Source organism: Mycobacterium sp. E3298 (genome assembly GCF_001666895.1).
GTDB lineage: Bacteria > Actinomycetota > Actinomycetes > Mycobacteriales > Mycobacteriaceae > Mycobacterium.
The window spans coordinates 1-660 of the sequence record NZ_LZJB01000408.1; the positions used below are offsets into that span (position 1 = coordinate 1).

The window sequence follows — 660 nt, forward strand, 5'->3', positions numbered from 1 at the left end:
AGGACGCGGTGCGCCGCGACACCCGCAGCACGGCGCAACGCCACCACGACGCCTTCCTGGCCGGGCTGCGCGGACTCTTAGCATCGGGGGACTTGGGCTCCCATAACGGGCTGCCGGTGTCGATCGTGGTGAGCACCACGTTGCAGGAGTTGGAGGCCGCGGCCGGTAAGGCCCTGACGGCCGGCGGCACGCTGGTGCCCATGTCCGATGTGATCCGCTGGGCCGGCCACGCCCACCACTATCTGGCGATCTTCGACAACGGGCGGCCCCTGGCGCTGCACCACACCAAACGGCTGGCTTCCCCGGCGCAGCGAATCATGCTCTACGCCAAGGATCGCGGATGTACCAGGCCGGGCTGTGACGCCCCGGCCTACCATAGCCAGGTCCATCACGTCCGAGGCTGGCAAAACACCCGGCGCACCGACATCGACGACCTGACCCTGGCCTGTGGGCCCGACAACCGCCTCGCCGAACAAGGCTGGACCACCCGCACCAACGCCCGCGGCGAAACCGAATGGATCCCCCCACCCCACCTCGACCACGGCCAACCCCGCACCAACACCTACCACCACCCCGAACGCTTCCTCCGCGACACCGACGACGACGAACCCGTTTGACGTTGCGACCCGATGCGGGCGGCGCGGCCGCCGTCATGTTCGC

1 protein-coding gene is annotated in these 660 nt (G+C 69.2%); it reads left to right on the forward strand.

The genetic code is table 11. From position 1 onward, the window contains the following. Positions 1-617, forward strand: a 617-nt coding sequence (locus A9X05_RS19435) for an HNH endonuclease signature motif containing protein (protein ID WP_156736837.1), incomplete at its 5' end; no start/stop codon positions are given. Positions 618-660 lie beyond the last annotated feature (43 nt).